We start from the raw sequence: 25994 nt of genomic DNA, 5'->3' as shown, positions 1-25994 counted from the left end.
AGGCGGAAATTCGCCGGGCATTGTTGCGGGGAACGGTTACGTTTCAGCGCATGGAATTGATCCGGATTCGCACCAATTGGTATGAAAATCCACCGGAGGTGCATCTAACGGTGCGGACGCCGGGAGAAATTACCCCCCGCCAGGTTCCTGGCCGAGAAGATGGGGCAACCTTTTGTGCTGGTGCTTGACGTGGAGGCCGTGCAGGAAGTGCGCTCCGATAGGGATGCGGCAACCACACCGGATAACTCGCCCAGGCAGTAAATTTATTGCAATTTGATTAAAGCAGCGACAGCAGGGGCAATTTCTTTAATCAACGGTGCGAAAATAACGGCTGCGGCTTCATTAGCTGCGAAGTCGCTACTTTTGGGCCGCTTGCCCTCTATAGCAGAAAACATTTAGGTTGCCGCTCCTTGAGAAGCAACAAATACAGGAACATCTATGGTTCCGGGTTCTACCTATGTCAAGCATTCTGTGCTTAGCTATAGCAGAAAACATTTAGGTTATCGTCCTTGGGGAGCAAGTAGCGTGGAAACATCTAGGGTTCTGGTTGCTGCCTGTGTCAAGCATTCTGTGCTTAGCCATATATATTTGCCTAGATATTCGCCAGATTTGAACCCGATTGAACATGTGTGGTATCGGATTAAGCAAAAGGTGCGTAAGCTACAGGTAAGTGCAATCGAGAATCTACAATCCTTGGTCAATGAAACTATCCGTAGCTTATGTCAAGTTTTGTGATTTTAGCTATATAGCCAAGCCATCTATGGTTGTCAGCGCTTGAGTCCCAGCGCACGGCCTGGCCTTTGGGTTTTCTCTCCTCTCTCTGACAAGCTAAAGCAGCTTAGCTATAGCTATAAAAACCTAGAAAATCACATCGGCATTATATTCAACTTCATCCACCACTATAATGCATCATTACTTAAATAGCACTACTCTGACCTGGAACTCACGCTGGAGGAATTGCTGCGCAAGCAGGCGAGTTTTCAATAGGAATACCCCCGCCAGATGGCATCGGCCATTTGGATGACTTGTTTCATTGGGGCTACGTCGTGAACCCGCAGAATATCGGCACCATGGGCAATAGCGGCACAGCAAGCGGCGGCGGTTCCCCACACCCGCTGTTTGGGGTCGGGTTGGTTGAGGACGTGGCCGATAAAACTCTTGCGCGAGGGGCCAACCAAGATGGGGCAATTTAAGGTTTTGAATCGGTGAAGTTCCCGGAGAATCGTCAAATTTTGGTCAGCCGTTTTGGCAAAACCAATCCCCGGGTCGATCACGATGCGTTCAATGCCGAGCTGCTGGGCTTTGCGCACTTGTTGCTCTAAAAAATCTCGAATTTCCCCGATCAAATCGTCGTAGTGGGTCAAGGTCTGCATCGTCTTGGGGGTGCCGCGCCGGTGCATCAACACCACGGTTGCTTGGGCCTGCGCAACCACTGACAACAACTCGGGGTCGTCGGTGCCGCCAGAGACGTCGTTGACCCAGGTTGCTCCCGCCGCCAGGGCTGCTCGCGCGACCACGGCCCGCGTGGTATCTACCGAGATTGGCACGTTCACCCGTGGGGCGAGGGCTTCAATCACGGGAATCACACGGCGCAATTCTTCCTCGACGGGGACAATTTCAGCGCCGGGACGGGTCGATTGCCCGCCAATATCTAAAATATCAGCCCCTTCGGCTACGAGCCGCTGTCCGTGGGCCACCGCCAGCTCTGGGGCAAAATACTCCCCGCCGTCACTGAAACTGTCGGGGGTGACGTTCACAATCCCCATCAAATAGGTGCGCTGTCCCCAGTTCACCGTCAGTTCGGGCGCTTCAGTGCTTGCACTAGCAATTTCGCTAGCAGGGTCAACTGCGCCGGCTCAAAGTGGGCCACCAACAATTTGGCGGCCTCTTGGGGCTCCAACGGAATGGTGATTTGTTTTGGCGCTGCCGGTGCGACCGTCTCGCCCCCCGCCAGACGGCAGAGCACCTCGCTGGGTGCGACCTGTTGACTTTTGCCCTGCTGGATCAGTTCGCTGGCCTGTTTGAGTTCCTTGAGCAACACCCCTGCAATTTTAGTCAGGGGCACGCGCGGATTGGTGGCCGCTCGCTGGGCGGTTTGGGTCAGGGTTTGCCAGGTGGAAATGTCAGGAGCCAGATTTCCCAGCTGGCCACATAGGTCCGCCACCCGCTGCGCGCATTCAGCACCATCTCCCTGTTTGACCGTCTCCAGGATCTGTCGCAGGATGCCCAATACTTGGGCCGAAAAATTGGCCGGAACCGCTGGCTTGGTCTCGACTGGCATGCCCGTCAGCCGCTGTTGCAACAGCCCAAACAGGGGTTCTGCCTGCTGCAGGGCCGCCTGTCCCATCTCTTCGGTGAAATCCCCCTGCTCCAGACGCTGGATTAGGGTCTCTAGAGTCTCCAAGCCCTGTAAGAATAGGTTCTCCGTCTCTTGGTCCACCTGGGTGCTGGGATGTTCCTTGACGATCTTGAGACAGTCCTCCAGCCGATGGGCCGTGCGACGAATGCTGTCAAACCCCAGCATGGCCGCCCCTCCCTTGATCGAGTGGGCCGCCCGGAACATTTCGTTGACCATTTCGCTGTTGCGGGCGTTGGCCTGCAAGTTCATCAACCCCTGCTCTAAAGTCTGCAAATGCTCTTTGGCCTCTTCGATGAAGTACAGTAGGATTTTGCGCTGTTGTTCCGGTAACATGACCACTCTCCCTTCAACGGCGTGGAGGCGCGGGGCTATGGCATCAGTGTACCCCTATTTTTCCCCAAACGGGTACTCCCCGGTCAAGCGTGGATTCATTCTTGAGGTTCGGTCCAGGTCTCCGTCTCCCGCAAGTGGGTCAGTAAACTCTCCAAGCTACGGCGATAGATATAGGGCCAACCACCGTGGGTTTCCATGTCTAGCAACAAGTTGTACAAATCCCGGCGGGTCTGGGGCAAGGCGTCGTTGAAGGGGCCGGTTTCAATCTCCCGGTGCAGGGCCTCCAGGAGACGCAACAACGCCAGCAAAGCCGTCACATTGCCCTCGCGCGCCCGGGCTGCTGCCCGCACCAGGTCCTGAATCTCCCGCAATTGCGGGTCCTCTACGACCACACCCGCAGCACCGTGGGAATGGCCGTTACCGCCGTAAACTGGCGGATTTCCTCCAGCGCCAGCCAAAAATCCCCCTCCCGCACCTGATGCGTGACCACCACAATTTCGGCCAGGTCGTCCCGGCGACCAATCTGCACCACCGATTCCAGACTCACCCCGTGCCGGCCAAAACTGGTACCCAGTTGCCCGATGACCCCTGGCTTGTCCTGGGTCAAGACACGGGTATAAAAACGAGTCTGTACCTCGTCCATGGGCAATCGCCGCGTCGGTAGGGCGCCGGTCGCCCCCAACAAGGGATGATAGCCGGAGTTGGCCCGCAGCGTCGCCGCTACATTGACAATATCGCCCACCACGGCACTGGCGGTGGGTCCGGCTCCCGCCCCCGGTCCCTGGAGCATCACCTCGCCCACGGGGTCGCCCCCTAGGACAATCGCGTTTTGCACCCCCTGCACACTGGCTAGCGGGTGACTGACAGGAATCAGGGTCGGATGTACCCGAATGTCCAGCGCTTCCCCTTGCCGTTGGGCCAAGGCCAGCAATTTTATCCGAAATCCCAACCGTTCGGCGTACTGCAAATCCACTGGCTCAATCCCACCAATGCCTTCGCAGTAAACCTCCTCCCGCACCACCTGCACGCCGAAGGCCAGGGTCGCCAGGATGGCAATTTTGTCCGCCGCATCCTCGCCGTCAATGTCCGCGCGGGGGTCGGCTTCGGCATAACCCAAGGATTGGGCGGTCGCCAGGGCGGTGGCAAAGTCTATCCCCGCCTGCTCCATCTGGGTCAGGATAAAGTTCGTAGTGCCGTTGACAATCCCCAGCACGCGGGTCAGCCGGTTGGCTCCCAGCGCCTGCTTCAGGGGGTGAATGATGGGAATGCCGCCGCCCACCGCCCCTTCCATCAACACGTAGACTCCCTTGTCCTGAGCCGCCTGCCACAGTTCTGTGCCGTAGCGGGCCAAGACCGCCTTGTTGGCCGTGACCACGTGCTTGCCCTGCTGGATAGCCTGCAGGAGAAGACTGCGCGCCGGTTCCAGTCCACCCATTAACTCCACCACGATGTGGATGTCCGGGTCCTGGACCAGGCCTACCAGGTCGGTGGTGAGAATCCCCGCCGGCAGATGCAGCGCCCGCGGTTTGTGCAGGGACCGTACCCCCACCCGCCGCAACACGATGTCCGTTAGCAGGGGATGGCGTCCCTGGGGGTCGAGCAGAATCGCTGCCACGCCGGCACCCACGGTCCCTAGCCCTAAAAGACCAACGTTAATTTTATCCATGCCACCCCCGTTGCTCTGTTTCCAGGATAGAAGGGGAACCTTGGGCTAGGTAGCGCTCTAACCAAGCCACCGCCGCTTGATACTGGGGGTCCCTAGCGGGGTCAGTGATACCCTCTGCAGGCGTCGGCACCAGTTGGTCGGGCGTGATCCCTCGCCGGTGAATATCGTGGTGCGCTGGGGTTTGGTAGCGGGCCACCGAGACAGCTAACCCGTCCCCGTTGCTCAGGGGAAAGACCGACTGGATCAATCCCTTGCCGAAGGTGGGTTCTCCCACCAGCCAGGCGCGATGATGGTCCTGCAACGCCCCTGCCAAGATCTCGCTGGCGCTTGCGGTGCCGTGGTTGATCAACACCACCAGGGGTTTATCCGTCAACGCCTGGCCCGCCGCGGTGAAATCCGTTTGCTCCCCGTCTCGGTTAACGGTATAGACCACCGTGCCCTGGTCTATCCACTCTTGGGCGATTTCTATCCCCGCCTGGAAAAGACCACCTGGGTTGTTGCGCAAATCCAAAACGTAGCCCCGTACGCCCTGGGCCTCGAGCGCTTGAATCGCCCGGGCCATCTCCGCCGCAGAACTGGCGCTGAATTGGCTGAGTTGGATGTAGCCGATGTCACCGGGCCGCACCTCCCACACCACCGAGGGTAGGATCACCCGCTGCCGTTCCAGGGTCACTGTCCATTGCTGCTCGCCCCGTTGCAGTGTTAGGGTCACAGGGGTCCCTGGCGCGCCCCGCAACCGGCTAGCCGCCGTCTCCATGTCCAGACCCTGGGTGGGTTGGCCGTCAATCGCCACGATGCGGTCATGGCTCTGGATGCCCGCCCGGGCCGCCGGTGAACCGGGAATTGGTGCCACCACCAAAGGCACCCGCTGCTCCCCATCTAACACGAGCTGCAGCCCTACACCTGTCAGCGTTCCCGCCGTGGTAGTCTGCAGGGTGCGGTATTGCTGGCGGGGCAACAGCCGGGTAAAGGGGTCGTCCAACTGGACCAGCATTTCTTGAATGACCTGCCTTGCCTGGGCCATGGTCTCCAGGGGGCGCTGCAGGGCCGCCCGCCGCACCTGCTGCCAGTTGTGACCGTTGAAGGTGGGGTCCACGTAGGCCCGGTTGACGATGTGCCATACCTCTACCACCAACCGCTGGGCGTCGGTCATGGCCAAGGCTGGTGCCGTCACCCCACCGTAGCACCACAACAGCAATCCCAGCAAACAACTCCAAAGCAGGCGCATCGGGTTTCCTGCTCCCTAGAATGACAGCCCTAATTGCACGCCCAAGGCCATATGCACCACCGCCACCGCCAAGGTTGCGCTTCCCACGTAGGCGTGGAGGGTGCGAATGGCCGCTGCCCCCTTCATTCCCAGCGCCAACAGGGCGTTCACCGTCAATCCCGCCAATACCAGGGTTCCCGTTACAAAGTGGGCGCTGTGGAAAATCTCCTGCCCCTGCATCACCAGCGAGAGCAGTCCGCCGCTGTAGCCCAACGCCAGGAACAGGTACAGCCAGGGGACTAACTGGCGGTGTTCCCGCCACGCTTGCTGCTTGAGGTGGGGGTCGGTCGCCAACCGACCTTGCCATCCCCGCCAAGCGGCAAAACTGCCCATAAACACCAGTACGATGCCCATCATGACGGGATGCCCCCAGTGGACAATCGGTTCCGGTATAGACAGACCGTTAAAAAAATCAGCCACCGGCTGCAACCAGCTCCGCACCTGCGCGTCCATGGGTTCTCCTCCTCGCTAGCTTTTACGATAGCGTATCAGGCCGGTGGGGCTTCCGTCTCCTCTAGCACCTGGACCACGACAGCGGTGATATTGTCTCGGCCACCGTGCTGACAGGCCGCATCCACCAAAGCCTGCACTGTCCACTCCGGGGAACGCCGCCGCCGCAACGTCGCCGCAATTTGCCAGTCCAGCACCTCTTCGGTCAACCCATCGCTGCACAGGAGATAACAGTCCCCTGGCTCCAGCGTCAGAGACTGCACTACCACCGGTTCCAAGTCCTCGCGCCCAAGACACTGGGTCAGCAGATGGCGCCAGGGATGCGAACGCGCCTGCAGCGGCGATAGTCCTCCAGCTTCGACAGCCTGCGCCACCCAGGTATGGTCACGGGTTAACTGCTCCAGGTGGTTGTGCCGAAATCGGTACAGGCGCGAATCCCCCACATGGCAATACCAGGCCTGATTGCCCGCCCCGCAACACAGCAGTACCAGCGTGGTTCCCATGTCTCTGATCACAGGGTTTTCGGCCTGTTCCACCAGCAGGTGTTCGTTAGCCCGCAGGATGGCTTGTTGGATAGTCTCCGCTAGGGATGCAGTGGATTGCCAGTGGGTGTCGAGATAGAGCGCTACCAGCGAAACCGCCAATTGGCTTGCCCGTTCGCCTCCCGAATAGCCACCCATGCCGTCGGCCACCATGAAAAAGCGCCCTGCGGGATCTACGTAGTAGGCATCTTCGTTGTGTTGCCGGACAATACCAGGGTGGGTTAGGGCACTAAAGCGCAGCCGCATAGCGGTCACCCATCCACCGCGAGCCTGCAAGCAGCCGCATTTCCACGTTCTTAACCAAAACCGTCCTACGTTGCCATCATGACAAAAAATCGCGCCGCTCCCCTGCGTAAATTTACGGAAATCCCAGCCCTAGACAGCGGTTTCTGGCGGGTCAGGTCCATTGATATTAGCGTTCTAGGGCAAGGCCCTGCGGTTGGTTCCCTGTAGCCAAGGTTTGTCATGTCATACCGCTGCAGGGTGCAGCACCGTTCTAGGGTGGCCTAGCCATAGCGGCCTGAAGTGGTTTGGCGATAACCAAAGCCATGACACGCTGTTTCTAGTGGCCTCTTCTCTCTGCTTGAATAGTTAAAGAGAACGACCAGTTGCCTCAGCCGCCATGACGCCAATTCAGCGCATTACTGGTCGCGCCCTTCCCCTGGTAGGCCACGACATTGACACTGACCGGATCATTCCCGCCCGTTTTCTGCGCTGTGTCACGTTTGACGGGTTGGGGGCGCACGTCTTTGCCGACGACCGGGCGCGGGGCGACCACCCGTTTGACCAACCCCAGTACCAGGGGGCGACGATTTTGGTGGTCAATGCCAACTTTGGGTGCGGCTCCAGCCGAGAGCACGCCCCACAGGCCCTGCGACGCTGGGGGATCCGGGCCATCGTGGGGGAGAGTTTTGCGGAGATTTTTGCGGGAAACTGCCTGGCGCTGGGCTTGCCAGTGGCAACTGCTCCGCCTGACGTGATTCAGTTCCTACAAGCGCACATTGCCACTGACCCCAGCCAGGTGTTTACGCTGGACCTAGAGCGGCTGACCTTGGCAACGGGAACCCAAACCTGGTCGGTGCAGATGGAGCCAAGGGCGCAACGGGCGTTGTTGCAGGGCACGTGGGACGCCTGTGGTCAACTGCTGGCCAATCGCGAAGCCATCCTGGCGACGGCAGCCCGGCTGGACAGGCACGCAAAAATCGCCTACAGTCGGAGGAAAGATCTGTAAAGGGAAGGCAATGGACAAGCAGGAACTCCAGCAGAAAATCAAGGCCATCCAAAAAAAGCGGGACGTCCTGGTGCAACTTTTGGCGCAACCGGAGCTGGGTACCCTGCGGATTGACGTCACCCAGGCGCTGGAGGAAATGGACGACCTGCTGGCGGAATTTGCCCAGACCTTTCCCGAAGCGATGGTCTAGATCACTGACATCCCATCCCAGGAAGTGGTCAATCGTCCCTCAGCGGCTTGGGCTAACTGCCGAGCCACGCGGGCGGCGCGAGGCCGGATAACCGACCAGACCAACGGCGATAGCCACCCCTGGAGCGTGAGGGAGTAGGAAATCTGGGTGCCGCAGACGGTGGATTGCACTTGGTAAGTCACCCGCTCCTCCACGCCGGGCAGGGCAAACACCCGCACGCTCAGTAATTGCTGCTGCTGTACGCGCTCTACAAAAATCCGCACCCGGATGGGAAACAGGCGAGAGACCGCATCGTACAGCAAACCGGGCTTGGGCAGTAAACCCCACGGGACATGGGGGCGAGTAACCAGGGGATGCCAGGACAGATCCGCCAGATTCGCCAGCTTCTGCCAAATTTGTTCGACCGGCGCGCTGCTCAGGGCGTAGTAGGTGACGGCAATTTTTTTTGGCTGCAGGCGTGGACGTCGCCACCGGCTCATCCCTGCGTCTCCCAGTGTTGGTTTTTACCATTTTAGGACCTGGGTTTCCAGGCGGGCTATTCGCAACATATAGAAAAATTTTGCTCGACGCTACCCGTCCGGGGATGGATGGCTAGACTGGAACAGGGGCCCACATCTAGGGAATGTTGACCATGAACCTGTCGGCACCACCAGCAACGCAAAGCATCCTGCTGGATATCGAGGGCATGAAATGCGCTGGCTGTGCGCGGGCGGTGGAACAGCATTTGCGGCGCTATCCGGGGGTGTTAGCCGTAACGGTGAATTTGGCGACCCACCAAGCCCAGGTTCTTGGGGATGCCACCCAAGTCGTCCCGGAAAAACTCGCCCAGTTTTTGACCCAAAAAGGCTATCCAAGCCGGCCCCACCGTCTCTGGGAAACCCATCGGACACTCGAGCGCTCGCGATGGCACTTGCTGTTAGCCCTGGGACTACTAGCGCTGGCGGCGCTGGGGCACTCTTCCTGGGGGTCTCATCACTGGCCCTGGCTCCATCACCCCCTGACGGAATGCCTACTGGCAACCCTGGCGCTTCTCCTGCCAGGACGGGAAATACTCGTCTCCGGCTGGCAAAGCTGGCGGTCCGGAGCGCCGACCATGTATAGCCTCGTGGGGTTGGGCGTGACGGTGGCCTACGTTGCTGGTCTGGTGGCCTGGTGGCGGCCCGACTGGGGGTGGGACCGGTTTTTCTACGAAGTGGTGATGGTGATTGCCCTGATGTCGGTGGGGCAGGCGCTGGAGGCGCGGGCGCGTCAACGGGCGGGACAGGCGCTGGCGGCCCTGGTTGCGCTGCAACCGCCAACGGCGCGGCTGTTATCACCCCAGGGCGTGTGGGAATCCGTGCCGCTCGTGCAGGTGCAAGTGGGTCAAAAAGTCCAGGTGCAACCGGGCGAGACCTTCCCCGTAGACGGTGTGATTTGCGACGGGGTCACGCTGGTGGATCAGGCGATGTTGACTGGTGAATCGCTCCCCGTCCTGCACCAGCCGGGCGACCCCGTCTACAGCGGCACGGTGAATGTCACTGATACGGTGGTGGTGGAGGTAACAGCCACGGGAGCGGCGACTCGCCTTGGCCAAATCCTGAACTTGGTGCTCACTGCGCAAGCCCGCAAGGCACCGGTGCAGAGGATCGCGGACCGGATTGCGGCTGGGTTCACTTACGGGGTGTTGGGCATTGCCAGTGCGACCCTGCTGTTTTGGGGGTGCCTGGCGCCGATATGGTGGCCCGATATAGACCATCCCTGGCTGGTCGCCATTCACCGAGTGGTGGCGGTGCTGGTGGTGGCTTGTCCTTGCGCGCTGGGGTTGGCCACACCGATGGCAGTCCTGGTAGGTTTGACGCGCGGGGCGCAACGGGGCCTATTGATTCGCGGGGGGGACATCCTAGAGCAGGTGGTCACGGTGGATACGGTGGTGTTTGATAAAACCGGCACGCTTACCCAAGGGCAACCTCAGGTGGAGCAGGTACATCTGCTCCACTCCCATCCCCTGGTGACCAGCGCGGATGAACTGTGGCAACTGGCGGCCCAGTTGGAGTGGGGGAGTACCCATCCGATAGCGGTGGGGATTCGCCAGGGCGCACCCGCCGTCGAACGCCAGTGGTCTATTCATGACCGACAGGTGCAACCAGGCATAGGGGTTACCGCCCAGGTAGATGGCTACCCTGTTCAGTTGGGGCGTTGGCCGGCGGAGTTACCGTTACCCGTCCTCTTGGCACCCGGACAGACAGTGGTGGCGCTCCAGATTGCGGGACAACCGGTGGGGATTTTGCTCCTGCGGGACCAAGTGCGCCCTGAAGCCCACGGCGTGGTTCAGTGGCTGAGGGACCAGGGGTTGCAGGTGCGGGTGCTGAGCGGTGACCGCCCAGACGTGGTGGCACATCTGGTTCAGGCGTTGGGTTTGCCCCGTGACCACGGGCAAGGCGGTCTACTACCGGCAGATAAGGTAGAGTGGGTGACTCGCTGGCAACAGCAGGGGCATCGGGTGGCCGTCGTCGGCGATGGCAGCAACGACGCGCCGGCATTGGTCGCAGCCCAGGTGGGGATTGCCCTGGCGCGGGGAACCCAAGTGGCCCTGGAAAGCGCGGGCATTGTTCTCATCCACAACGACCTGCGGGATGTGGCGGCGGCCTGGGAACTGAGCCGGCGGACGTTCGCCAAAATTTACCAGAACTTGGCCTGGGCCTTTTTATACAACCTAGTGGCCATCCCCCTAGCGGCGGGCGTGTTTTTACCGTGGGGTTGGGCGCTCACCCCGACGTCAGCCGCCGGATTGATGGCCCTCAGTTCGCTGGCGGTGGTTCTAAATTCGCTGACCCTGCGACCACCTGTTCCCCTCATGCGCCAGCAGACGGCGTGAGCAGGGCCGTTAACCAAGAAGGGGCAAGCACTTGTCGCAGCGCCGCTTTCGCATCAGCCAGGGTGACCTCCAGGTCCTGGTTCTGGATGTCCGTGACCATAGCGTAAAGCACCTCGAAGGCAAGACGGTCTTCCCGCTCCATCCATTTGAATTGGCCGTTGGCAGCATGGTGTAATTTGGCAATTTCCTGGGCCGTCACCGGACCGCTAGGCAAGGGTTCACGACGGTCTCGCCACAGCAGGAATTGATACTGGGGGTAGGCGGCGACGAGTTCATTGAAGTTTTTGAGGCGGGCCACGAAGGAGGAGCCGCTGCGGCTGTGAAAGGCGATAACCTGCTGCTGGGCGGGGAGCAGGACCAACTCGGGCAAGGCTTTTTTACCCAAAGGCAAGTGCGCAAAGGGAATTTGAAAGGTCTCCAGGAGGGTGGTGAATTTACCCAGGTCATCTGTGTCGTTGATGACTGTGGGACGGTCGTAGCGGGCAAGCAGTTCGCCGTGTTTGCGCTGGAGATAGGGTTGGAGGATTTCCATCGGCGTCGGTCCCGCTGCGGCTGTAGCAGAGCGGTCGGGAAGAGACGGCGATGGGGAAAACAGGGGCTGCAAAAGGCGCCAGATTTGGGCCAGGGCTTGTTCCAATTGTTCCTCGCGGGAAGGGGTGGGCGTATCCGGTAAGGGAATATGTTGATACTTGTAGCGATAGTAAGCCGCCGCCCGATTCAGCACCGCCCGGATGGATTTTTGGTTGAGAATATCGGCCAATTCCTGCGGCGTAAACAATTCCTCCAGGGGGGTATCGCCAGCCCGTTGCTGCAGCATTTGTCGGAGTTGTTCTGGCTGGGGGTGTCGCAGGTGAATGACGTATTGGGAGAGCCGGTCGGTAACCGAGGGGTCAAACACGGTTTGAAACTGTTGCCAGCGCTCGGGAAACAGGTTGAGAATAACCAGGCTATTGGGCACGTGGGTCAGCATCTCCTTGACCGCCGCCCCAAAGCTTTCCAGCAATGGCGCCTGGTGGGCTTGGCCCAGGCCCTCCAGTTGGTCAAACACCAGGATCAGGGGCTGGTCCAGCACCGACAATTTCCCAAACACACCCATGGCCGTCAGGGCAAACTCCTCGCGGCTGAGGTCCTCCTGCCAATTGGGAAGGCCAATCCCTTCCGCCTGGTCCGGTTCCAGTTCTTGCGCGGCCAACCAGCGGCGGGTCAGTTCCTTTTTCGTCGGGTCAGTGTAGCGGCAAAAACGGACGAGACCCTTGAGAATGTGGACGGCATAACCCGCAGCGGCATAGCGCTGGCTCCACCAGTCGGTTAAGTAACGCTCGATGATGTGCCAGCTCTGGCGGTGACTGTCGGTGCCCTCTTTCCCCAAGCGTTGATACAAACTCAGTTGGTCATTTTGTAGGCTGGCCAGGATGTCTCTTCCCCTTTGCGTACTGAGAAATTTCGGCGAGTCGCCGAGGATACGGATGAGGCTGTTGGCTATAAACAGTTCCAGTTGGGTGTAAGGCGTGCCGGGGACCTTTTCGGCAAACGATTCCAGGATACGGGCGTAGGTGTGATACAGAACGGTTTGGGGGTGGTTGGGCTGGCGGATAAACAGTAAACGGTTGCTGCTAAGCAGTTCCTGGGCCATGCGCATGATCAGGTGGGTTTTGCCGGAACCCGCTGGGCCAAGGACCACCGCGCCCCGACTCTGGTGGTTGGGGTCCTTCTGAATATAGGGCAGGAGCGATTTCAGATAGCGGTACTCTTCGGCGTAAATACTTGCGCAATCGGGGTGTTGCTGAAACGGATGGTCCACCCGGCTGCTGTCAAAGGGATTGGTCATCAGGGCACACAGGCGACGGTAAAGCTGGTGGGTAAATTGGGCATCGTAACGGGCGCTATGGGCGTGGTTCGGGTCAAAGCGTTTGTTCCCGACCCTCAGATTAAGATATTTGCACAAATTTTCCAAGGAATAGTTGGCCAGGGCCGGCAAGCGCTGCCGAGCCAGCTCCCAGGTGCAGACGTAATTAAAATCTGGCGGGGGCAAACCCGCGCGCCGGTAACTGCGGGCGATAATTCGGCGGTCGTGTTCGGCATAGTGGCACACCAGGGATTTACCCGCAGCCAGGGTTTGCAAGTCCCGCAGGATTTGCCGTAGCGGACGGCTATGAGGACGACGGTCTGCATTCTGGGGATGCTCCTGGGCGTAGGCCGTATAGACCACCGCACCACCGGGGTCTACCAGGGCCACTTCCGCCAGGTAGTCCTGTCCCTCCGTGTCTATCACCAGGTAGTCCTTGGGGTTCACCGCCAGCGCTCACACCTGCGATGGTTCAAAAACGGGTTGGGCCACAACCGGAGATTGCGCTGAAGGACAAGCGGGCATCAAGGTAATCACGGTGACCTCCGGCGGGCAACCAAATCGTCCCGGCAAGTACGTCCCCAGCCCGCGATTGACGTAGAGCTGATTGTTCCCCACTCGGTGCAGTCCCTGGCTCCACTCCCAGTGCTGGGTCACCCGGTCACAGCTTTGGTTGAACAGGGGCGAAGGAATCCGGCGGCGTAACCAGCGAGGAATGCGCTGCCTCCAGGCGTGGGTATAGGCAGGCAGCGGCCCCCAACCAGGAATAACAATTTGGCCGCCATGGGTGTGCCCCGACAATTGCAAATCCACGCGCCACCGCTGGAGCACCTCGGCGCTGTCCGGGTTATGGGAAAGCACCAGACGCGGCACGTCCGGGGGTAAGGACTCGAACAGAGGCGCTGGTCGAAATTCCTTGGACCAAAAGTCCGCCAACCCCACCACCGCCATTCCCGGTCCCAGCGGGTAACAGACCTGGTTCCACAGGACTTCAATCCCGACACTCGTCAATGCTTGGGTGATAGTCGCCCGGGCTTGGGGCCATTCAATGTCATGGTTGCCCAGCACCGCGTAGATGCCGTAGGTCGCCCGCAACTGCCCCAGATAACTGGCCAATTCCCAGATGGGCTGGGGGTCGTCTGTAACGTAATCGCCCGTGAGGGCAATCAAATCGGGTTGCGCCGCTTGGGTCGCCGCCAGAGCCGTCCGCAGAAGCGATGGACTCAACCGCAACCCATCAAAATGAAAGTCAGAAAGCTGCACCACGCGCACACCGGCTAGGGTTTGGGGCAAGCCGGGAATGGCCACTGTCACTTGCTCCACCTGCAACGCACCCACCAGCCAACGATGCATCGACCACCTTGAGTATCCCTACCTATTCTTAACCAATTTCTCTAGTTAGAACCTTAAAAAATCATTGCAGAAGGTTTTATAGCTAAGCCGGCAAAAGTTGACATATAAGACAGACGGTTTCATCCACGAGAGAACGCAGGTTCTGTTTGGTTAAACTCCACGCATGACTGACCCACCGTTTTATTAATCGGATTGAAATCAGGTGAATATCTTGGTAACTAAACCAAGCGACACCCAGCCGCTTCCACGACCTATCTCACCGCCTTATCGCTGGTAAAAGTCTCTCACTTAACCATCGGATAGTAGCCTATCCAAGTGAATGGCTCCACCACACACCCTGATTGATAAACCGTTCCCCACAATGGTTTTTCCCCATAGACTCTTGGACTGGCCGATATAGGCCACCTTCTCTGGTGGTATTCACCATAAGCCTGTCGCTTTTGCAGGGCCTCAACTCACACCGAAGCAAGCAGCCATCTCCCGTTAATCCGCAAACCGCTGAAATGCTTATGACGATGGCCTTTTTGATAACCTTCCTTGGGGTGAACGTCTCCGGTTTCTGACCCTTGTCTGAGCCATTTTTGTACCGTTTGATAGCTGACGTTTAGGAGCTGACTGACTTCCATGATAGTTTCTACTGCCTTGTTGCGCAAATCATAGTTATATGGTCTGAGCATTTTTTCACCCCATAGTAACACGTTCATTATATGACAACCTTAAAAAGCTTAGCTATGACAACCATAAGTAACCTAAGTGATGAAGTTGCTGCGGCCAAGCCACTTCAGTTATCAGAGAGAAGCGGCAACGGAGCTACACTCTGGGACCCCAAATGTGACGAGCATGGATGACTGAGCGATGAAGTGCTGGCTCAGGAGTTTTTACAGGTTCAGCGCTTGAGATTCCTGCTTCCAAATGTCATGATGGGGGAAAAGGAACCGGCACCGGCGAGATGGATTTTCAACAACGACGGCGACAAATCCGCCGCCAACGACGGCGGCAATTACTTTTGGAGGTATGGCAGACGCTGGCGACAGCAGGAGTCGCTGCTGGCCTGGTCTGGCTAGTGCAACATCCGAGCTGGTGGGTGGTGCAACCGGAGCAGATTCGGATTCACACAGAGGGCCTGCTGACGGAAACTCAGGTGCGCCAGTGGCTCCAGTTTGACCAGCCCCAACCCCTGTGGCAACTATCGCCAACGGTGCTCACAGCACGCCTGCAGCAACAACCCGTAGTAGCTGATGTGCGGGTGCGACGGCGAGCCTTTCCGGCGCGGGTCGAGTTATGGGTTCAAGAGCGCTGGCCAGTGGCGGTACTGACCTGCACTCAGCCCTGTCCATCTGAGCAGCAGGGGTTTCTTGACGCCGAGGGCCATCGTTTGGGGGCGGAATACGCGCCAGTGCTACGGCAATTGCAGCGGTATCCCGTTTTGCAGGTGCGGGGCTGGCATCCGACCCAGGCCTCCCTGTGGCCACAGGTGTATCGCGCGATTGCCACGAGTCCCGTGCGGGTAACTGCCCTTGATTGGGAGCAACCGGGGGATCTGCGCCTGCAAACAGAGTTGGGGTGGATTCGCCTGGGGAGCGACGTGCAACAATTACCCGCGCAATTGCTGGCCCTAGACCGCCTGCGGCATTTACCTCGCCAGGTGCCTTTGCAGCGGATTGCCGCCATTGACCTCAGCGACCCGCAAGCACCGTTGATTGAGCTGCGCCGGTGAATTAAGTCTTTTTGCGCCGGGTCGTTGTGCGTTTGCGTCCGGCTGGACCCCGCTCGGCCAGCAACTGCACCGCCTGGTCCAGGGTCAGTTGTTCTGGCGTCACTCCTTCCGGTAACCCCGCGTTTACCTTGCCGTGTTTGATGTAGTAGCCGTAGGGGCCTTGATAGACCTGCACCGGTTCCTGGTCCTCGGGATGGGGTCCCAATTCCCGCACCAAGGTACTGGCGCTCCGGTTGCGGGTGGCTTTGGGCTGGGCAAGCAATTCCAGCGCCCGCTCCAGACTAATGGTCAATACATCATCCTCAGGCTTGAGGGAGCGGAACTCCTGGCCGTCCTTGCCGCGGTCGTGGACGACGTAGGGACCAAAGCGACCCAATCCCGCCTTGACGATGCCGCCCTGGGGATGGGGACCCAGAATCCGCGGCAATGAGAGCAACCCCACCGCCATGTCCAACGTCACTTGCTCTGGCGTTATCCCCTTGGGAAGCGAAACCCGCTTGGGTTTTTTGTGGGTATCGTTCACGTCGCCCAGTTGCACGTAGGGGCCGTAGCTGCCGGTGAGGACGTAAATCGGCTCGCCGGTATCGGGATGGAAACCCAGCTTGGTGGGGCCTTCGGTTTTCTGGCGCAGGAGTTCCTCCAGCACCGCCGGCGTGAGTTCCCCTGGCGTTAGGTCTTTGGGCAGGGAAATCGTGATAGTCTGACCATTCTGGGGGATTTCCACGTAGGGGCCGTAGCGGGTACTGATGTGGACTTTGGCATCACCCAACCCTTCGAGTTCCAGGGTGCGGGCCGCCGCTGGGTTGATGCTTTCGGCTTGCTGCTTCACCTGGTTGGCCAGCCCCTGTTCCCCTAGATAGAACTCCCGCAAGTAGGGCAGCCAATTCACCTGCCCTTCCGCAATCTCGTCCAGGGTCTGCTCCATCCGAGCGGTGAACCCCGTGTCCACCAGGTGAGGGAAATAACGCTCTAGCAGCGCCGTGACCGCAAAAGCCGTGAAGGTGGGCACCAGCGCGTTACCCTCAGTTCGCACGTAACCCCGTTCCTGAATCGTGCTGATGATGGTGGCGTAGGTGCTGGGCCGGCCAATGCCCTCGCTTTCCAGGGTTTTCACCAGGGAGGCTTCCGTATAGCGCTCTGGCGGTTGAGTCTCGTGGCGCACCGGTTCCACTTGGAGACAAATAGGGGTATCGCCCACCGCCAACGGCGGCAAGTGAATTTCCTGGTCTTCTAGAGCCGCCTGCGGGTCATCGGAACCCTCCACATAGGCCCGGAAAAAGCCAGGGAAATCAATGCGCTTGCCGGTGGTGCGAAATTCCGCGTCTCCCGCCTGGAGGGTCACCGTCAGATGGGTAATCCGGGCTTCCGCCATTTGGGTCGCCACTGTGCGTTTCCAGATCAGTTCGTAGAGAGCCAATTCCCGCCCCGTCAAGCCCGTTTCCTGGGGGGTGCGAAAGGTACTGCCCGCCGGTCGGATCGCCTCGTGGGCCTCCTGGGCGCCCTTGGTTTGGGTGGCGTACTGGCGAGGTTGGGGACTGAGATAGGCCTCGCCGTACATCTCCCGCACACAGGCGCGGGCTGCGTCAATCGCCTGCTGGGACAAATGCACCGAATCTGTGCGCATGTAGGTGATGTAGCCCTGCTCGTAGAGATTCTGGGCGATGCGCATGGTCTCCTGGGCAGAAAGCCGCAGTTTCCGGTTGGCCTCCTGCTGTAGGGTGGAGGTCGTGAAAGGCGGCGCCGGTTTCCGCTGGACTTGCCGAGACTCGACTGCCTGCACACGCCACAGGACCCCTTGAAGCCGTTGACACAAGTCTGTCGCTTCCGTTTCCTGAAGCCACCGCACTGCGCGTCCTGGGAGCAGTTGACCAGTTTTCGGGTCAAAGTCCTGGCCGGTGGCCAAGCGCTCACCGTTGAGCGCCACCAACCGTGCCTCAAAAGGGGTGCCTTGGGCCGACAGGCGCGCCTTGACACCCCAGTACACCGCTGCACGAAACGCCCGCCGTTGCCGTTCCCGTTCCACCAGCAGGCGCACCGCCACTGACTGCACCCGTCCGGCTGACAGCCCCGGCCCCACCTTTTGCCACAGGAGAGGTGAGAGGGTATAGCCCACCAGGCGGTCCAGGATGCGGCGGGTTTCCTGGGCGCGGACCAGCCCTTCGTCCAGTTGGCGGCAATTTTGCAGCGCCTCTTGGATGGCCTCGCGGGTAATTTCGTGGAACACCATCCGTTTGGTGGGCACTTGGGGCTGGAGCACCTGGGTCAAATGCCAACTGATGCTTTCTCCTTCGCGGTCTTCATCAGTGGCCAGGATCAGTTCCTTGGCGTCCTTGAGGGCTGCTTTCAGTTGGTTGACCACCTTTTTCTTATCTGGCGGGATGATATAGAGCGGTTCAAAGTTGTGGTGGACGTTGACCCCCAAGCTGGCCCACTCCTGGCCCTTGTATTCCGGGGGAATTTCGCTGGCCGACTGGGGCAAATCCCGCACGTGACCCATCGAGGCTTCTACCCGGTAATTCGCTGGCAGGTACTGGCGGATGGTGCGGGCCTTGGTGGGTGACTCCACGATGACGAGGGTGGGCTGGCCGTTGTCCGATGCTGGAGCCGGCGTACGCGAACGGGGCATAGCAGTGAACCACCAGTAAGCGGAGCAGTTGATGACCAGGATAGGATACTTACTACGTTAGGCAACAGACGGCGCCAGTGTGTAGTCCAAAGAACCAGCCAAGCTTGCGGGGAACCCCAAAATCCAGATAGCTCGGCACAAGTTATGCTCTGTAACCCCAAAGAGAACCCGTCGGGAAACTAAGGACCAAGCTTTGTCTTGGGACCCAATGACAAGGGCTTTCGATAGCAATACCCTACAATTGGGAGTGAGCGTTGCGTCATGGGCGTGGATGTTTACCCTTGTTGCGCCAGTAACGACACATCCTGTAGGTGAAAAACGAGTCACACTCCGCGGCTTAACCTGGCAATCCTATCAGCAAATTCTCCGCGCATTACCGGAATCACGGGCCGCTCGCCTGACCTATGACCAGGGAACGTTAGAAATTACCATGCCTTTAGAAGAACATGAATTTGCACTGCGTCTGATTGAGCGTTTTATCGTTATTTTGGTGGTTGAAATGGGGCTGAAACTCAAGACCATAGGTTCCACCACGATTGAACGAGAGGACTTGAATCGGAGTGCAGAACCTGATAGCGCCTACTACATTCAACATCAACCCGAAGTGGCAGGGCGCAGTGTGGATTTCCGGCGGGACCCGCCCCCCGACCTGGTGGTGGAAGTGGACATTACCCACACCGACATTGATAAAAATTGCTTGTACGCGGCCATGGGTGTACCGGAGTTCTGGCGTTATAACGGGCAGGAGTGGCGGATTTTTGTGCTGGTCAATGGGGTTTACCAAGAGTCAGATTCTTCACCGACTTTCCCTTGGGTTCAAAAAGAACATCTGTATCAATTCCTAGCCCAAGCGCGCCAGGATGAAGTAGCAGCCGAACGGGCCTGGCGGCAAACAGTCCAAGCCCACATGAGACAGTTAAAGGAATGACAGCTCTTGACACCCAGCGGTTGCGGCGCTTAACTGACCAGGATGGTCCAGCCGTCGTGGCGTTGGACCAGGCGGTGTTTGGGGGCTGGTGGTCCGCTCGGCAGTATGAAACGGAATTGCAAAAAGACAGCACTCTCTTTGTGGGGTATGACGTTGCCAATCAATTAGTTGCTATGGCTGCTGCCTGGCTCATTTTAGATGAAGCCCACATCGTTTTGCTGGCGGTGCATCCAGACCACCGGCGAAAAGGAATTGGTCGTGCCACTTTAAATTATCTGCTTCAAGAATTACCCTCTACCATTGCCCATGTTACCTTAGAAGTGCGTGCCCAGAACACCCCAGCACTCAATCTCTACCAATCCTGCGGATTTCGCATCCTAGGCAAACGTCGTCATTACTACCACAATCCTGACGATGACGCTTTCATTTTGTGGCGACATCAGCCCAATCATTAAAACGCACGGTAAACGACACTGAAGTAAAGCCCATAATCCTGCATATCGAATCCACGATCACGGTTGTAGATAATTGGCACTCCGGCGTCGAAACGCACGTCTAAACCTGGCACCGGTGTCCAAAGAAATCCTATACCTGCACCAGCGAGCGTGTTAGGTGTCGTTAATACATTTGGGTTTGTTCTGTTATTCCAGACCCGACCAAACTCAATAAACGGGGTCAAATAAAAAAACGGCTGACCATTCGCATCTCGGGCTGCGGGAATTCTAAATTCAGCAGAAATGCGCATGCCATTATCACCAGAGCGAGCATTTTGCCGATAGCCCCGGACTGACTGGCCGCCCCCGATGACAAACTGGTGTTGCGCTAACAAAGGCCTAGTTGCAAGTTGCACATCACCTCGTAAAATTAGTAAAAAATCGTTGCCGAGATTTTGCAGCCGCAGCCCCTGGGCTTGCCAGCTAAGAAAGCGTCCATCGGGAAAGACCTTTCCAGGAAAGGGACCATCGCCATTAAGGGTAGCATTGAAGATGGGCAACCCTAGATTAAATTGTGAGAGTGCTAGCCAAACCCCCGACGTGTCCCGATAAGTGTAGTCAACGCCAAATTTCAAGACACTCGTCCGGCTAGAGCCATCGCGGTCAGGTCCAAATCCAAAGGGTGTTGGCCCTGCAAAGGTAAAGGTTTGGGAAATTTGGTAGGTGAATCCCGTAGAAAGGGCCAGTTCTTGTCGCACGCTCCGAATAATCGGTTGCCGGAAGGAAAACTCAGCCAAACCTGAAATTGCATTGATGTCAAGCGCTTCAAAAGCCCTGTCTGTGATCTGGCTCGCAGTCGCTACTAGACGCACCTGGATTGTTCCATCCATCGGGTTAATGGGCACGCGATAACGCAAGTCAAGCTCATTCAGAGCCGGTACACCAAAACGACTAGGGGTTAGGCCAAAGGTATATGAACCAAAGATTTCATCACCGATGCCGCTAATATTCTGATACCCTAAGTAAAAAAGCCCCCGTTGCTGGGAGATGCTTGGAGGGATATAGTTATCAAAACCAACTCCTAGGACTAGAGGTTGCTTATCCTCAAGCACTTTCACGAGCAGAATGCTGTCTCCTGCGCGAGCCTGAGGGTCTTCACTCGGTCGTAAGGTGGCCTCAATGTTTTCAATGTAGGGGGTGGCCCTAAGCAGTCTCAATTGCTCCTCAAGAGCGTTCACATTTAAGGGAACCTTATCTGCTAGCTTCAGACGGCTACGAATGTAAGCCGTGGACAAACGCCGGTTGCCTGTAATTTGAATGTCGGCTAGCCGTCCTTCAATAACATCAATGCGAATCTTACCCAGGGGAATGGTCTCTTCAACGACAACCGCTCGAGAAGTGATATAGCCTTGCTCAACATAGATACGCGTAATAGCATCCGCAACATCCTGCAATTGACGACGGGTGACACGCCGAAACAGGACTGGTTCAATCAATTGCCTAATTTGTCGAGGCGAAAGGATAGTACTGCCAACAACTTCCACCGCTTCTACAGTCAGCATCTCATCGGGATTAGCTAAAGGTGTGGTCAAAATGAACCTAGGTGAGACTTGAACCAATCTGGGAGAAAATTCCATAGGTTGCTGGGCGCTAGACATAGGCCCTAGCTGCCCCGCCCGTGTGGAGCTAGCTTGGATAAGGTTGGCAGCCACTCCCTTGAATTCACCTTCAACATCTGCACTATTATCAGGGAGAGAAAGCAGGGAACTGTTCAGCCTAAGCCATCGTTCCGATACAGAACCGTTCTTGGTATGTGAGGCCGCATCCGTTGAGCCATGAGCCGGTCCACCTATCGTAACGACTGCAACCAATCCCAGACAAGGACCACACCACCAGCCTTGTCGGAACATAAAGCGCTAGATCTCTCTTGAACTAACTCTATTAAAGGACCGATTGCTTGTCCTGTCAACCGACAGAGCTTTGCCTACAGCGATTTTGGAGTTGGAATTTAGGGCCACGTGTATCCATCGGTAGATTAGGTTAAAATTGGAGCAGGGTTAAAGCTCCCATTGTAGGTGGTCAAGGTAGGCAGAGAAAGCGGGATATGCAGTATCCAGTTGTGGGTGTGATTGTCTCAGGGATGATGGTGTTGACCCTACCCGTTTTGGCGCAGGTGACTCCCGCTGGCAGTGGAACTTCTGTTTATCAGTCAGGCAACGAGTTTAATATCACTGGTGGCACCCAAGCAGGGCGTAATTTATTTCACACGTTTTACCAATTTGGTTTACATCAGGGTCAAACAGCTAATTTTTTTAGCAACCCTACCATCAGCAATATACTTGCTCGAGTTACTGGCGGCTCCGTATCCTACATCAACGGTTTGATTCAAGTGCTAGGTGGTCCAAGCAATTTATATCTAATGAATCCAGCAGGCATTGTTTTTGGCCCGCATGCCAGCCTGAATGTGCCGGCTGCGTTTACGGCGACGACTGCAGATAAGATCCTGTTTCCAAGAGGAGCGTTTAGTGCCTACGGAGAAAACCACTATCAGCAGTTGGTGGGTGAGCCTATTGGCTTTGTTTTCAGTAGCTCCAAACCAGGGATTCTTGTCAATGAAGGAAACCTGCAGGTGAAGCCAGGGCAGAGTCTAAATTTGGTGGCTGGTCAAGTTATCAGTGGGGGTACGCTGACTGCGCCAGGTGGGTCTGTTGTGGTAACCTCAGTGCCCGGAGAGCGATGGATGCGCTTGTCTCAACCAGGTCACCTATTGAGTTTTGAGTTTGACCGATTAGAAGCTATCAATGTCATGGTGGATAACACCATTCCGGTTACTCGCCTACCAGAGTTGATTGCGGCTCGAGGACCACAGGTAAGTACTTCTTTGACAGTTCAGAATGACACGGTTCGACTCCATCAGTTGGTTGTTCCTGACCAGGCGGGCACAACGATTGTTACAGGTAAAGTCAATGTTGCCTCGCCAGATAGCACGGGTGGCGCAGTTCACATCACAGGGAATCAAGTTGCCGTCTTGGACGGGGTGATTGACGCTTCTGGTCGAAAAGGTGGTGGTCGCGTCCTAATAGGAGGCAATTATCAAGGTCAAGGTTCCTTACCAAGGGCAAGACAAACTCTGGTCAATCAAAACAGTGTGATTAGGGTGGATGCCTGGGAAACGGGTCCTGGAGGTGAAGCGATTGTTTGGTCAGACGGCGTTACGCGCTTTTACGGCAGCATTAGCGCTAGAGGGGGTGCTGCTGGAGGTAACGGCGGACTTGTCGAAGTGTCTGGGCGAGAACGGTTCATCTTCCAGGGCCAAGTGGATACATCTGCTCCCCAGGGCCGGCCAGGAACTCTATTGCTTGACCCCAGAGATATTGTGATTGTCCCTGGTAATGGAGTTAATGATCCAGAACTAGCGGACGGGCAAATTTTATTCAGTGATGCGCCGGATATAACTTTTACGATTGGGACAAATCTACTCGCATCCCAATTGACTCGCAACAACGTCATCCTTCAGGCATCTAATAATATTGTTTTCACCACCAGTTTTTCTGCTAGCGGTCCTATCACCCGTCTATTTGCTCAAGCTGGTAACAATATTGACATCAACGGCTCTCTATCGTTAGAAGGGATTGGATTAGAACTCGTTGCCGGCGGTCGTATTAATGCAAGGGATATTTTCGCTAGCCGTGGTATTAAACTAGATGCAAACCGCGGCATTCAAGCTGGTAACCTCACAACTAGGGGCAGAAGTGTCAATATCTCCAGTGGTCAAAGGGGAGCACTAGATGTGGAAAGGTCAGACATTTCCCTAGCTAGGGTCCCCTTTTTAACAACAGGGGGCGGAGACATACGGGTCGGCGATGTGATTACTTCCGGTGGGAGTATCAGTATTGCCACTGCGAATGGCCGGATTGAAGCAGGGAATTTAGACGCCTCCAGCGAAGTGGGTAATGCTGGCAATATTGGCGTTGATGCGACGGGCACAGTGACGATTGGTTCTGCGCGAGCGGAGTCAAGTGTCGCTAAAGGGGGCAGCATTGGGCTGCGTAGCTTACAGGATAACGTGCGCATCGTTGGCGTCGGGAGCAACGGCTTTAGTATCAGTACCAAGGGGGTAACGGACAACGGAGTAATTGGTCTAATCTACAGCGGTCGCAATCCGTTTAATGTTGGCAATGCGACTGTAAATGGCAGTGCTGGACCAATCACAACTGGTTTATTCACTCTCACCCCCCCTCAAAGTCTTTCTGCAGCAGAACTCTCAATCAACTCAGCTCGGCCTGAATCGGGCAGCTTGGTTCTCTTGCCGTTGTCTTTTTACGGTGATCTGAATACCCAGTTGGTGGCTACTGGCCCTGCAGTGCTGCCTGCAGGGGTCCAAGCCCTGCCGGAGGTTGGTTTTGATACAGCCGACTTTAGTCGCGTGCGTATTGCTGCGGCCCTGAATACAGGTGACTTTACAGCAATTTTGAATTTAGATTCTCTCTTTGCCGATGAATTTAGGCGCTTTTTGAATGTGCCACTGTTGAATAACTTGAAGTCTGTGGAGGCCATTGCAGATACCCTTGGTCGTTTGGCGAGAGAAACAGGCAAAAAACCAGCTGTCATCTACTTCATGGTGGATGAACAACAACTCACGATTGCAGCGGTAACACCAGGCAACCAGCCACGGACCGCAATTGGCTTGTCGGCTAGAGTACTTGCCTCAGCTAATCTTGGGATAGGGGTGGCAAAAAGCACTCAGCCAATTGTTCGTAGTGTCCCTGAGGCGCGTCGTTCTCGACTCATTCCCCTGGTCGAACGATTTGTTCGAACGATCACGGACCCTCGCCAACGCGGGAGCGACACTTACCTTAAAGATGCTCAGCAACTGTACCGCTGGTTGATTGCGCCGATTGAGCAAGAGTTGCAAGCCCAAGGCATTGAAACATTCCTGCTAGCCCTAGATAGTGGCTTGCGCTTATTGCCGATGGCAGCTCTGCACGATGGCAAACAATTTTTAGTGGAAAAGTACAGCATGACCCTTATTCCCAGCATAAATCTCGTTGATATGCGCTACCGCAATCTCCGCGATGGACAAGTGCTGGCTATGGGCGCAGATACATTTGTGAATCAAGTTCCCCTGCCCGCCGTACCTCTAGAGTTAAAGCTGATCACCCAAATGTGGCCAGGGCGCAGCTTTTTGAATCAGGAATTCACGGTGCAACGTCTAACCCAGGAACGACTCCAGGGGGGCTACCCAATTGTTCATTTAGCGACCCACGCAGATTTTGCCCCAGGACGACCCGAAAATTCCTACATCGAATTCGGGAATAACCAGCGCTTGTCTCTACCGCAACTGCGTCAACTGCCCTTGCAGAAACCTAATACCGTTGAGCTGCTTACCCTCAGCGCTTGCCGAACTTCGGTAGGAGACCTTAGCTCAGAGCTGGGTTTCGCTGGGCTGGCTGTGAAAGCTGGTGCCAAAAGCGCCCTGGCCTCCCTGTGGTACGTGTCAGATGAAGGGACACTGGCGTTGATGAACGAGTTCTATCGTTACCTGAAGGAAGTTCCTATCAAAGCTGAGGCGTTGCGGCGGGCTCAAGTTGCCCTATTGCGAGGACAGGTGACCATCCAGGGGGGTGAGTTGCGGAGTACCCGTGGGGCTGTACCAGTGCCACCAGCTATCGCGCAACGGGGAGACCAGACACTCACTCATCCCTACTACTGGGCGGGATTTACCCTTGTCGGTAGCCCCTGGTAGAGATTTGATTCCAGTCATCAACGAGTTGCAATCACATTCAAACCTGATCAACGTATCCAAAATACGCATGGAGCTGCAATCAGGAAACAAGTGAAACTCACTGACTTGCTCATAACTGCTAAACCCAGCTTCTGTCAGATATAGTTATCTTAGACAAAAATGAGACAATACACCAAGGGAGAGTATAAGACAGAGGTCGAGTGGCAATAGTGGAGAAGATTGAAGATGTGCTACGGCCTGGACTACGGGAAAAAGTCATGGCTTTTGTTGAGAATGGGCATAGTATAGCCAAGCCATCTATGGTTGTCAGCCCTTGAGTCCCAGAGCACGGCCCCGCCTTTGGGTTTTCTCCCTTGTCCCTGACAAACTAAAGCAGCTTAGCTATATCACCCAAGCAGCCAAAGTGTTTAATATCGGCAGACAACGATTTACCGCTGGCTAGCAAGACCGAA

Annotated in this window: 22 protein-coding genes; 9 read left to right on the top strand and 13 right to left on the bottom strand. The window is 56.9% G+C overall.

Features of this window, described 5'->3' with window-relative positions:
* Together NZ705_07920 and NZ705_07915 are read left to right on the top strand one after the other, a co-directional pair.
* Window positions 1-188: hypothetical protein (locus NZ705_07920; protein MCS7292882.1), on the top strand; the 188-nt coding region annotated here is incomplete at its 5' end.
* A 250-nt stretch (window positions 189-438) separates the two neighbouring features.
* On the top strand, window positions 439-735 hold the full coding sequence (locus tag NZ705_07915) for a transposase (GenBank protein MCS7292881.1): 297 nt from the start codon (window positions 439-441) through the stop codon (window positions 733-735).
* Between the two features lie 245 nt (window positions 736-980).
* Here the strand turns inward: NZ705_07915 and folP are convergent, their stop codons facing one another.
* The 7 genes from folP to NZ705_07880 all read right to left on the bottom strand — a co-directional run bounded on the left by folP (window position 981) and on the right by NZ705_07880 (window position 6863).
* On the bottom strand, window positions 981-1793 hold the full coding sequence (gene folP / locus NZ705_07910; protein MCS7292880.1) for a dihydropteroate synthase: 813 nt from the start codon (window positions 1791-1793) through the stop codon (window positions 981-983).
* A gap of 2 nt (window positions 1794-1795) precedes the next feature.
* A complete protein-coding gene (locus tag NZ705_07905) occupies window positions 1796-2692 on the bottom strand; it encodes an Hpt domain-containing protein (GenBank protein MCS7292879.1) in 897 nt (298 codons plus the stop codon).
* 95 nt (window positions 2693-2787) lie between these two features.
* Window positions 2788-3084 carry a hypothetical protein gene (locus NZ705_07900; protein MCS7292878.1) on the bottom strand — a complete coding sequence of 99 codons (297 nt, stop codon included), beginning with the start codon at window positions 3082-3084 and terminating at the stop codon, window positions 2788-2790.
* Window positions 3075-4358, bottom strand: a complete 1284-nt coding sequence (locus tag NZ705_07895; protein MCS7292877.1) for a homoserine dehydrogenase — start codon at window positions 4356-4358, stop codon at window positions 3075-3077. Before NZ705_07895 ends, NZ705_07900 begins: the two co-directional genes overlap by 10 nt.
* Complete coding sequence (locus NZ705_07890) at window positions 4351-5586, bottom strand: S41 family peptidase (protein ID MCS7292876.1); 1236 nt, start codon at window positions 5584-5586, stop codon at window positions 4351-4353. The genes NZ705_07895 and NZ705_07890 overlap by 8 nt, the downstream gene beginning before the upstream one ends.
* A 15-nt stretch (window positions 5587-5601) precedes the next feature.
* On the bottom strand, window positions 5602-6078 hold the full coding sequence (locus NZ705_07885) for a DUF4079 domain-containing protein (protein ID MCS7292875.1): 477 nt from the start codon (window positions 6076-6078) through the stop codon (window positions 5602-5604).
* 35 nt (window positions 6079-6113) lie between these two features.
* Window positions 6114-6863: a protein phosphatase 2C domain-containing protein gene (locus NZ705_07880; GenBank protein ID MCS7292874.1), complete on the bottom strand. Its 750-nt coding sequence runs from the start codon at window positions 6861-6863 to the stop codon at window positions 6114-6116.
* Between the two features lie 376 nt (window positions 6864-7239).
* Between NZ705_07880 and leuD the strand changes: the two genes are divergently transcribed.
* On the top strand, window positions 7240-7848 hold the full coding sequence (gene leuD / locus NZ705_07875; GenBank protein MCS7292873.1) for a 3-isopropylmalate dehydratase small subunit: 609 nt from the start codon (window positions 7240-7242) through the stop codon (window positions 7846-7848).
* A 10-nt stretch (window positions 7849-7858) separates the two neighbouring features.
* On the top strand, window positions 7859-8038 hold the full coding sequence (locus NZ705_07870; GenBank protein MCS7292872.1) for a hypothetical protein: 180 nt from the start codon (window positions 7859-7861) through the stop codon (window positions 8036-8038).
* Here the strand turns inward: NZ705_07870 and NZ705_07865 are convergent.
* Entirely contained in the window at window positions 8035-8517 is a 483-nt protein-coding gene (locus NZ705_07865) for a hypothetical protein (protein ID MCS7292871.1), read from the bottom strand. The genes NZ705_07870 and NZ705_07865 overlap by 4 nt on opposite strands.
* Before the next feature lie 152 nt (window positions 8518-8669).
* Between NZ705_07865 and NZ705_07860 the strand changes: the two genes are divergently transcribed.
* On the top strand, window positions 8670-10892 hold the full coding sequence (locus NZ705_07860) for a cation-translocating P-type ATPase (GenBank protein ID MCS7292870.1): 2223 nt from the start codon (window positions 8670-8672) through the stop codon (window positions 10890-10892).
* On the opposite strand, the gene NZ705_07855 is transcribed toward NZ705_07860, so the two are convergent.
* From NZ705_07855 to NZ705_07845, 3 genes are all read right to left on the bottom strand, one after another.
* The gene (locus NZ705_07855) at window positions 10870-13185 is read right to left on the bottom strand and encodes an AAA family ATPase (protein MCS7292869.1); all 2316 of its coding nucleotides are present in this window, start codon (window positions 13183-13185) and stop codon (window positions 10870-10872) included. The two genes, NZ705_07860 and NZ705_07855, sit on opposite strands and share 23 nt — an antisense overlap.
* Before the next feature lie 9 nt (window positions 13186-13194).
* Complete coding sequence (locus NZ705_07850) at window positions 13195-14091, bottom strand: metallophosphoesterase (GenBank protein ID MCS7292868.1); 897 nt, start codon at window positions 14089-14091, stop codon at window positions 13195-13197.
* Between the two features lie 455 nt (window positions 14092-14546).
* A complete protein-coding gene (locus tag NZ705_07845; GenBank protein MCS7292867.1) occupies window positions 14547-14795 on the bottom strand; it encodes a hypothetical protein in 249 nt (82 codons plus the stop codon).
* A gap of 245 nt (window positions 14796-15040) precedes the next feature.
* On the opposite strand from NZ705_07845, the gene NZ705_07840 reads away from it, so the two are divergent.
* The gene (locus tag NZ705_07840; protein ID MCS7292866.1) at window positions 15041-15808 is read left to right on the top strand and encodes an FtsQ-type POTRA domain-containing protein; all 768 of its coding nucleotides are present in this window, start codon (window positions 15041-15043) and stop codon (window positions 15806-15808) included.
* Between the two features lies 1 nt (window position 15809).
* Here the strand turns inward: NZ705_07840 and topA are convergent, their stop codons facing one another.
* A complete protein-coding gene (gene topA, locus NZ705_07835; GenBank protein MCS7292865.1) occupies window positions 15810-18434 on the bottom strand; it encodes a type I DNA topoisomerase in 2625 nt (874 codons plus the stop codon).
* Between the two features lie 271 nt (window positions 18435-18705).
* Between topA and NZ705_07830 the strand changes: the two genes are divergently transcribed.
* Together NZ705_07830 and rimI are read left to right on the top strand one after the other, a co-directional pair.
* Complete coding sequence (locus NZ705_07830; protein ID MCS7292864.1) at window positions 18706-19362, top strand: Uma2 family endonuclease; 657 nt, start codon at window positions 18706-18708, stop codon at window positions 19360-19362.
* Window positions 19359-19817, top strand: a complete 459-nt coding sequence (gene rimI / locus NZ705_07825) for a ribosomal protein S18-alanine N-acetyltransferase (GenBank protein ID MCS7292863.1) — start codon at window positions 19359-19361, stop codon at window positions 19815-19817. The genes NZ705_07830 and rimI overlap by 4 nt, the downstream gene beginning before the upstream one ends.
* On the opposite strand, the gene NZ705_07820 is transcribed toward rimI, so the two are convergent.
* A complete protein-coding gene (locus NZ705_07820) occupies window positions 19814-21388 on the bottom strand; it encodes a BamA/TamA family outer membrane protein (GenBank protein ID MCS7292862.1) in 1575 nt (524 codons plus the stop codon). The two genes, rimI and NZ705_07820, sit on opposite strands and share 4 nt — an antisense overlap.
* 548 nt (window positions 21389-21936) lie before the next feature.
* Here NZ705_07820 and NZ705_07815 point away from each other — a divergent pair.
* A complete protein-coding gene (locus NZ705_07815) occupies window positions 21937-25542 on the top strand; it encodes a CHAT domain-containing protein (protein MCS7292861.1) in 3606 nt (1201 codons plus the stop codon).
* The last annotated feature ends 452 nt before the right edge of the window (window positions 25543-25994 follow it).

Source organism: Gloeomargarita sp. SKYB120 (assembly GCA_025062155.1).
GTDB lineage: Bacteria > Cyanobacteriota > Cyanobacteriia > Gloeomargaritales > Gloeomargaritaceae > Gloeomargarita.
This window is presented reverse-complemented; position numbering and strand designations above follow the sequence as displayed.

Bases quoted from the DNA above. Each gene is read 5' to 3' on its own strand.
- NZ705_07870 (MCS7292872.1), top strand. From the start codon at position 7,859: ATGGACAAGCAGGAACTCCAGCAGAAAATCAAGGCCATCCAAAAAAAG.
- NZ705_07890 (MCS7292876.1), bottom strand. From the start codon at position 5,586: ATGCGCCTGCTTTGGAGTTGTTTGCTGGGATTGCTGTTGTGGTGCTAC.
- NZ705_07865 (MCS7292871.1), bottom strand. From the start codon at position 8,517: ATGAGCCGGTGGCGACGTCCACGCCTGCAGCCAAAAAAAATTGCCGTC.
- NZ705_07860 (MCS7292870.1), top strand. From the start codon at position 8,670: ATGAACCTGTCGGCACCACCAGCAACGCAAAGCATCCTGCTGGATATC.
- NZ705_07905 (MCS7292879.1), bottom strand. From the start codon at position 2,692: ATGTTACCGGAACAACAGCGCAAAATCCTACTGTACTTCATCGAAGAG.
- leuD (MCS7292873.1), top strand. From the start codon at position 7,240: ATGACGCCAATTCAGCGCATTACTGGTCGCGCCCTTCCCCTGGTAGGC.
- NZ705_07840 (MCS7292866.1), top strand. From the start codon at position 15,041: ATGGATTTTCAACAACGACGGCGACAAATCCGCCGCCAACGACGGCGG.
- NZ705_07830 (MCS7292864.1), top strand. From the start codon at position 18,706: ATGTTTACCCTTGTTGCGCCAGTAACGACACATCCTGTAGGTGAAAAA.
- NZ705_07850 (MCS7292868.1), bottom strand. From the start codon at position 14,091: ATGCATCGTTGGCTGGTGGGTGCGTTGCAGGTGGAGCAAGTGACAGTG.
- NZ705_07885 (MCS7292875.1), bottom strand. From the start codon at position 6,078: ATGGACGCGCAGGTGCGGAGCTGGTTGCAGCCGGTGGCTGATTTTTTT.
- NZ705_07915 (MCS7292881.1), top strand. From the start codon at position 439: ATGGTTCCGGGTTCTACCTATGTCAAGCATTCTGTGCTTAGCTATAGC.
- rimI (MCS7292863.1), top strand. From the start codon at position 19,359: ATGACAGCTCTTGACACCCAGCGGTTGCGGCGCTTAACTGACCAGGAT.
- NZ705_07815 (MCS7292861.1), top strand. From the start codon at position 21,937: ATGATGGTGTTGACCCTACCCGTTTTGGCGCAGGTGACTCCCGCTGGC.
- NZ705_07880 (MCS7292874.1), bottom strand. From the start codon at position 6,863: ATGCGGCTGCGCTTTAGTGCCCTAACCCACCCTGGTATTGTCCGGCAA.
- NZ705_07895 (MCS7292877.1), bottom strand. From the start codon at position 4,358: ATGGATAAAATTAACGTTGGTCTTTTAGGGCTAGGGACCGTGGGTGCC.
- topA (MCS7292865.1), bottom strand. From the start codon at position 18,434: ATGCCCCGTTCGCGTACGCCGGCTCCAGCATCGGACAACGGCCAGCCC.
- NZ705_07845 (MCS7292867.1), bottom strand. From the start codon at position 14,795: ATGAACGTGTTACTATGGGGTGAAAAAATGCTCAGACCATATAACTAT.